The organism is Streptomyces odonnellii (assembly GCF_000981895.1).
In the GTDB taxonomy this organism is placed as follows: domain Bacteria; phylum Actinomycetota; class Actinomycetes; order Streptomycetales; family Streptomycetaceae; genus Streptomyces; species Streptomyces odonnellii.
Window position 1 is genome coordinate 21392 of the sequence record NZ_LATD01000205.1, and the last position, 7388, is coordinate 28779.

Annotated in this window: 6 protein-coding genes; all 6 read right to left on the reverse strand. The window is 69.8% G+C overall.

Annotated features, from left to right (window positions below):
• Positions 1 to 4: 4 nt before the first annotated feature.
• From WH07_RS36335 to WH07_RS19855, 6 genes are read right to left on the reverse strand one after another with little or no spacing between them, the layout of a single operon-like run.
• A complete protein-coding gene (locus tag WH07_RS36335) occupies positions 5 to 1225 on the reverse strand; it encodes a poly-gamma-glutamate hydrolase family protein (RefSeq protein WP_079023373.1) in 1221 nt (406 codons plus the stop codon).
• A complete protein-coding gene (locus tag WH07_RS19835) occupies positions 1225 to 3999 on the reverse strand; it encodes a hypothetical protein (protein ID WP_157877389.1) in 2775 nt (924 codons plus the stop codon). The genes WH07_RS36335 and WH07_RS19835 overlap by 1 nt, the downstream gene beginning before the upstream one ends.
• 6 nt (positions 4000 to 4005) lie before the next feature.
• Positions 4006 to 6126 carry a phage tail tape measure protein gene (locus WH07_RS19840; RefSeq protein WP_157877390.1) on the reverse strand — a complete coding sequence of 707 codons (2121 nt, stop codon included), beginning with the start codon at positions 6124 to 6126 and terminating at the stop codon, positions 4006 to 4008.
• A complete protein-coding gene (locus tag WH07_RS19845; protein ID WP_456300498.1) occupies positions 6098 to 6463 on the reverse strand; it encodes a phage tail assembly protein T in 366 nt (121 codons plus the stop codon). Before WH07_RS19845 ends, WH07_RS19840 begins: the two co-directional genes overlap by 29 nt.
• Positions 6424 to 6828: a hypothetical protein gene (locus WH07_RS19850; protein WP_046501618.1), complete on the reverse strand. Its 405-nt coding sequence runs from the start codon at positions 6826 to 6828 to the stop codon at positions 6424 to 6426. The genes WH07_RS19845 and WH07_RS19850 overlap by 40 nt, the downstream gene beginning before the upstream one ends.
• 34 nt (positions 6829 to 6862) lie before the next feature.
• Positions 6863 to 7276, reverse strand: a complete 414-nt coding sequence (locus WH07_RS19855) for a phage tail tube protein (protein ID WP_046501620.1) — start codon at positions 7274 to 7276, stop codon at positions 6863 to 6865.
• Positions 7277 to 7388 lie beyond the last annotated feature (112 nt).

Genomic DNA, 7388 nt, shown 5'->3' on the forward strand with positions numbered 1-7388 from the left:
CTCCTCAGAGTGCGACGATCGTGGGGACGGCCAGGCGTACGTCCGTCCCGGCCGGGTGGCTCTTGACGATGCCGTTGACGGAGCGGTCGACGACGAATCGCTGAGGTCCGCTCACGGCGAAGTCGGCCCACGCGCCCATGACGGGCAGCGTGTTGGTGTTGGAAGTGGACAAAATCGACCGCGTGCCGATCTGTCCGGCCGCGGTCAGAGAACTGTCGGTAGCGCTGACGGTCCAGGCCGGGGGTTCCACCACCGAGGTCAGCCAAGCTTTTGCCCGGAGCTGGGTGCCGGTGATCTGGAGCCGGATCGCGAAGCGTCGGCCGGCGGCGTGGGTCAGGCCGGTGATGGTGCCGCCGCCGAGCGACGTCTCCGTGCCCGCCAGGCGCCGCCGCAGGGTGAGCGCGACGGCCTGCGAGGTCGTGAACTCCAGTCTGGCCAGGTAGCTGTTGCTGGTGTCGGCATACCGTCCGACGAGGGCCAGGAAGTGCGACCCGCCAGCGGCCAGGGCGTCCGTTGAGACCGTGGCGGTCAGGTCGACGTCGGCGGCCGGGGCGCTCATCAGCGTGTAGCGGGAGACGTTGACGCTGGTCTGCGCGACCAGGCCGTACCCGGTGTACGCGTCCCGCACGGCCTGGGCGTAGGCGTAGAAAGCTGCGGTCCGCTGGCCGGACTCCCGCATCGCGCGGCTGAGGTCGCCGTTCGGGAAGAACGCCTGTCGCTGTGCCCGGCTCATTTCCAACTGGACGCCCGTACCGCTGGTGGTCTTGTTGCAGATGTTGTCCGGGTCGGTGCCTGCGATCTCGCTCGGCGCGGTGACAACTGCGAACCCGCGCGCCTCCAGCAGCTCGGCGACCCTGTCGACGAGGACGGCGTCCAAGCCGCCGAGCGCGGTCTCTTCGACTCCGGCCGTGCCGGTGAATCCGTGGAAGGACAGGCAGCGGCGGGACGCCTGGACCACGCCCAGGCCCATGGGCTCGTCGTACACCGTGCTCGTGAGGTGCAAGTCGACATTGTTGGCGGACTTGAGACCGGCGAACTCGAAGTACGCCATGCGGCTGCCGGCGACTTCGCGTGCCATTTCCCCGCTGCCTGCTTCGATGCCGCCCCCGTGGATCGCGATGCTTGCCCACGTCGCCCCGGCCGGCGTGACAGCACTACGGGAGTAGTCGACTCCTTCGACTTCGGCAGCGGCGAGCGCCGCGTAAGAGGCGTACTTGTCAGCCATCACGCCCCCTGCACGCTGTAGTTGGCGGCCGTGCCGCCGGTGGTGGTCCAGGTGTGGCCGGACGTGGCCGTGCCCCACCCGTTGGTGACGGTGCGGTCGAAGGTGTCCTCGATCTGCGCGGTGATCCGCGAGACGGTCATGACCTCGCCCCCGGCCCGGATGTCCATGGGCATATCGGCGGGGTCGGTGGTCCAGCGCGGTCCGGCGGTGGCGGTCACCATCAGCGTGGTGTCGTCGGCGTCGGCCGGCGCGGCGAGTTCGGACCCGTCGGTGTCCGCCCGGCCGTAGTCGGGGTCGTCGACGATGCCGACGGCCCAGGGCTGGCCCGGTGCGCAGTTGAACGTGATGGTCCACCGGGTGGCGCTGATCTCCTCGGTGTAGCCGCGGATGATCAGGTCAACGTCGTCGGGTCCGTGGTCCGCGGGCAGACCGGTGAGGCGGATGAGGTCGCCGACGTCGGCCCGGTAGATCGCGTTGACCAGGGCGTAGGCGCGGGGGTTGCCCAGGTCGACTGTGATCCGGGTGTAGCGGAGGCCGTCGTAGGTGCCCAGGTGCAGGCGCCACCAGGCGTGGTCTGCGGTCTGGTCGTCGGCGGCCAGCGACAGGGTGCGGCTGATGTCGTACCGGCCCACGCCCGCGGGCGGGTCGAGCACGGACATGCGGCCGGAGTCGAGGACGGCATTGGAGAAACCGCCGCCGTCCCGCTGCACCGTGATGTCGTTCTCGGTGAGCTTGTCGTCGTCGATCGGCCGGAACGGAGCGCTGACCAGCCCGGCCGCGAAGTTCAGGACGAAGGCGGGGGGCTGGTTGTACAGGGTGGTGCGGCTCCGGTACACGAGCGCGGTGGCGTCTCGCTGTTCCAGCATGTACCCGAGGTCTGTCTCGGCGATGGACGCGAAAGCGTCCAGCAGTTTCGCGGGTTTCTGGATGCCGAGGGGGGTGTCCTCGTCCGGCGGGCCCATCAGGTAGGCGGGGATGCCCTGCTCGGCCGCCAGGCGCAGAACTCGGCCGCCAGCCGGCTCGCCGGGGAAACCCATGTACGCCTGGTACGTCGCGGCTGCTGTGGGTCCGGAGGGGCCCCAGCAGGTGACGTAGCCCGCCGACAGGGTGTCCGAGGAGTTGGTCAGGTCCCACAGGAGACCGACGCGCCCGATCCCCTTTCCGGTGACCTCCTCAACGCCGCCGGTGACGGGCGTGCCGTCAATGTAGAGCGTCCACGCCGTGTTGCCGGGGCTCACGGTGGTGGAGATACGGATGTGGTGCGGTCGCTCGTCGTAGATGCCCGGGGCCGTGACCGTACCGAGGAACGCGGTCGAGCTGCTGTCCCCGCTCTGGGACTCGCGGAAGATCAGGATGTGGTCGAACTCGGTCTGCATGAGCAGCAGCCAGGTGTTGCGGGGATCGGTGTCCGTACCACGCCCCAGGTCCTGTACTTCGATCCATTCGTTCACACCGCGGCCTGCCCGGAACACGTCGACGCTCCAGCCGGCCGAGGACGCGGCTGGCGGGGTCATGTTCAGGGTGCCGAAGGAGCCGGTGGGGAAGTGCGCCACCGGTTCGATCCAGTCCCCCAGTTCGCCCCGGGCCCACTCCGGATCGGCTCCACTGGCCACAGGCATCGCCGGGCGGCTGCCGAGCAGGGATGCGCCCTGGGTGGCCTGGGCGCCGTCGGTGAGCGGCCAGCACTCCAGCAGCCCGGGCGCCCGCTGGATGAACCGGCGCAGCGCGCTGTCCAGCGGCTTGTTGCCGGATCCGAGGCGGCGCATGATCCCCGCGGGGGCGATCGCCGTGGTGACATCCGCGCCGGACAGATCGCGGGAGGGCGGCCAGGCGGGGACCTCTCCCACCATCCGTGTGTGCCGGTTCGACAGGGCTGCGGTGCCCGAGAGGGTCCAGGCGTGGCCGGTCGCATCGGTCCAGGAGGTGGCGCCGGCCGCGGCCTGGGTGACCGGGTCGGCGTCGACGACGAGTGCGCCGTCGATGCCGTTGTAGACGCGCAGCCCGTACACCCGGCCGCGGAGCCGGTCCAGGCCGGATGTCCCGTCCGGGGTCAGGGAGACGACGTTGTCTCCGATGTACAAGGGCGCGCTGGCGTTGAACAGGGAGGTGGTCACGGCCGAGACGACCGGGGCCCCGAGGGCGGTCCAGGGGCCGTCCATGGTCGGGCCGGTGAAGAACGTGGTCGTACAGCCGGTGTTGCCGTTGTCGACGTCCAGCGTGGCCCGTACGACGAGCCGCTGCCCCGGGTAGGCGGGCACGGGGGCGGTGGCCCGCGCGTAGCGGGTCGCCGCTGGGGCCCCGGTGGGCGACCACACGACGTACAGGCGCCCGTTCTGTCCCAGCTCCAGTGCCCAGTGCAGATGCCCGCCGGGTGCCCACCGGATGGCGAGCATCTGCGGGGACAGCCAGGTGTCCAGGGCCGCGTCGAGACGGACGTCGATGTCGCCGAGGATGTCCAGGCCGGGGCCGTCCGGCGTTGATATGGAGTAGATCCCGGCCGGGCAGGCGAGGTGCGGGCCGCCCGCGCGGACGGAGAACCGCCAGCCCGTGTTGCGGCCGATCTCCCCGTAGAGATCCGAGAGAGGGTCGCGCGGGCTGTAGCGGCCGTGGCGGTTGTTGAGTGTCGCGGTGGCGGCGCCGGGGTCGGTCCGGTTGCCCTCGGACGACACACCACGGGTGATCGTCACCGGGTCCGACTCCCGCATGTCACCGCTGATGTTGTTCCACTGGCCGCCGTAGAACAGCTCTGTGGTCCGCGGGGGCGGCAGGCTCACCACGATTCAGTCCTCCCCTGCCAGTCGTGCGACGCTGCCGCCCGCTCGGTTGCGGACGACAGCCCGGAAGAAGTCCACGAACTCACTGTCAGCGCCCACGAATTCGAGGACGACGCGCTGCTCACTGCTGCCGCCGGTGGAGCGGACGGCGCCGGCCACGCCGCGGAGCATCCCGTCCAGCCGGGACAGGGGCAGTACGGCCTCTTGCTCGGGGCCCTCGCCGATCATGGCGAGGGTGGGCCCGGTGGTGATGCCGCCCTCAGCCAGGTACGGGATGTCCGGCGTGCTGAGGGTGACGGAAGGGATGCCAACGCCCATGATCGACCCGCCGCCGATCGTGAACGACAGGCTGTTCCACTTCCAGATCACGAAGTTGATCGCGTCGGCAAAGGACGCCTTGATCCCGTCCCACATGCCGGCAGTAGCGCGGGCGATGCGACCGGGCAGTCCGGTCAGCCAGGCGATGACCTGGTTCCACCAGCCGGAGATCATCCCGGGGATGGACCCCATGGCGCCCGCGGCGGCCATGATGCCGCCGACAGCCGTCGCGACCTTGCCGGTGACCCAGTCCCAGGCCGCGCCCGTCTTGGCCGTCACCCAGTCCCATGCAGAGCCGAGCTTGCTGGTGATCCAGTCCCAGGCCGTACCGAGCTTGCCGGTGATCCAGTCCCAGGCGTCCCCGGTGGCCGCGGCGATCTCGTCCCAGTAGACCGCGATGAGGACGATGGCGGCGATCAGCGCGATGATCCCCGCGACGATCCATGTCCCAGGGAACGCCCACAGAGCCGTGTTCCAGGCCCATTGGGCGATGGTGGCGATGGCGATGGCGGCGGCCAGGCCGAGGACGACGGGCACGAGGATCTTCAGCAGGGTCGGGTTCTCGGCGAAGAAGTCAGCAACGGCCCCCAGAGCGGGGGCGAGGAGTTCGCCGAGGGTGGTGGCCAGGCTCCGCCAGATGCTGTTCAGGGACTGTGACGCTGCGACGGAGTCGGTGACTTCCTTTGCCGCGCCCGCCACATCGTCCAGCCCGTTGGCGGCTGCGGCGCCGTCGGCGGACAGGGCCAGGAGGGTGTTGCCCATGTCCTCACCCGGGCCGCCGAAGAGAGCGGCTTGCAGCGCGGTCCGCTCGGTCTGGTTGTCGACCCCCTTCAGCGCGGTGACGATGTCGTCGAACGCCTTGGTGCCCTGGCCGGTGTTGACCTGCTTCTGAATGTCGGCGACGCTCAGGCCGAGGTCCTTCAGCGGCTCCTCGACTGCTTTGGTGTCCGCCAGCCTCAGCGACAGCTCCTTGATCGCGTCGCCGACCTTGTCGAGCTCGAACACGGGGTTCTTGGCGGCCTCGGCGAGCAGGCCCATCATGTCCGGGCCGGTGAAGCCGAGCTGGTCGAAGAACTCGCCGTACTCGTTGGTGAGCGCGGGGATTTCTTCCCTCAGCTTCGCCGGGAGTTCCTGGGCGGCTGCTGTCAGCAGGTCGAAACCCTCGATGCCGTCCTTCACCATGCCCGTTTTGATCAGCGTGCCCACGGCCTGGGTGCTCTCGGCCACGTCGAACTGGAAGGTATCGGCGAGCGCGAGCGCTGACCGCGTCATCTGGTCCAGCTCGGCATCGGTGGCCTTGCCCATGCCGCCGACGCTTGAGACAACCGCGCCGAGAGACTCGTTGACCTCGTCGATCGACTCGCCGAACCCAGCGGAGAACACCGCGCCCGCGGTGTCACCGGCGCGCTCGGCCTCCGCCTCGCTCAGATCGAGCTGGTTGGCGAGCCTGGTGTTCGCGGCCGACGCGTCCATCGCGTTCGTCAGGCCCGCGATGAACAGGCCGCCCACCGCGGCGCCCGCGACGGCGGCACCGGCCCCCGCGCCGCCCAGGGACTCACCGATCCCGGCCGCGGCCTGGTCGGCGTCCGCCGCCGCCTGCCCCGCGGCGTCGCCCACGCTGTTGAGGGCGGCCTCGGCATCGTCGGCGACCTGGACCAGGTCCCGGCCGAGACGGTCGCCCGCATCCCCGACCCCGGCCAACGACCGCTCGACATCGTCCGCGGCCCCGGCGGTGCCGGCGGTCAGGTCCCGGGTGTCGATGCCGACACCGACCAGCAGCTCATCCAGCATCTGTGCTCGCACGGTCACCTCCGATGGTGTGGTCGGTGCCGCCGAAGCGCGAGTTCATCGCGCGGACCGTGGCGAGCATCTGCTGCCAGTCCGCCGGCGCGCCCCGGTCCCACTTGGGCAGGAAGTCCTTCGGCTGGGCCTTGGTGCCTTTGCTGCGGGCCGTGTTGGCGACCGTGGCGGCGAGCATCGCGACCAGGCCGTCCAGACGTTCGCCGCCGATCAGGCCGGTGACGTTCTCGTACGCCATCCACTCGGTGAGTTCGGCGGAGGAGTGGGTGCGCAGCAGCTCGGCGACGCTGATGTTCTTGGCGAGGGCTAGCCGGAAGTAGAAGCGCTGGTGGGCGTCGTGCCGGATTTTCCCTCGGCGTCCTTGAGCGCCTTCTCGTCCAGGCCGGACAGCCGCTTGGCAATGTCGGCCAGGCGCTCCAGCACCTCGCCGTTCTTCGCCCCGAGCTTCTTCACGGTCGCGTCGTTGTAGAGGCGGCGGAAGTTCTCGTTGACCAGGCAGTGGGAGAGCAGCTTGGCGTACTGGTCGGCGAGGTCGATCGTGCGGGACTTGCCGCCGTCGCCGATGACCAGGATCGACTTCTGGTAGGCGTTGCGGGCGGTGCCGGACATACCCAGGATGCGGACCGTACCGTGCCACTCCGGTACGGGGACGTCCTCCCATTTCCGGTCGTCGGCGGCCTCGATGTCCTCGACCGTGAGCAGCTTGTCCATCGGGTGTACCTCGGTTTCTTCGTGCGTGCGGGGGTCAGGAGAGGGTGGGCTTCCCGGCGACCTTGAAGGTCAGGGACGCGGAGAGCTTGTCGTCGACCGGCGCGGACGGTTCGAAGCCCGTCATGATGCCGGGGACGGTCCATGTGGTGGCGGCGGGGTCGGGGAAGACGATCTGGTAGTTGCGCGGGTCGTCGTCCTCCAGATCGGCCACCAGGGAGTCGTGGACGGCGGGGTTGTAGTTGACGTCCACGGACACGTCGCCGCCATCGATGAGGCCGCCGATGAACTCCATGTAGCGGTCCGGGGAGTCGTGGGCGGTGACGTCGATGGTGTTCCGGGACAGGCCCGGCCCCGTCAGGTTGGTGATGTTCGCGATGGCGGTGAAGACCTCGGGGTCCGCGCCGTCGCCGCGCTTGAGCTGGACGCCGTAGCCGTCGATACCGGCCATGGGTGCCTCCCTTGGGCATGAAAAACCCCGGGCCAGCGGCGCGGACCGGGTGGGCTAGGGGGCGCCCAAGGCCGGCAGCTACGGTGCTGGCATCCAGAACCACAGGACGACA

Bases quoted from the DNA above. Each gene is read 5' to 3' on its own strand.
- WH07_RS36335 (WP_079023373.1), bottom strand. From the start codon at position 1,225: ATGGCTGACAAGTACGCCTCTTACGCGGCGCTCGCCGCTGCCGAAGTC.
- WH07_RS19850 (WP_046501618.1), bottom strand. From the start codon at position 6,828: ATGGACAAGCTGCTCACGGTCGAGGACATCGAGGCCGCCGACGACCGG.
- WH07_RS19855 (WP_046501620.1), bottom strand. From the start codon at position 7,276: ATGGCCGGTATCGACGGCTACGGCGTCCAGCTCAAGCGCGGCGACGGC.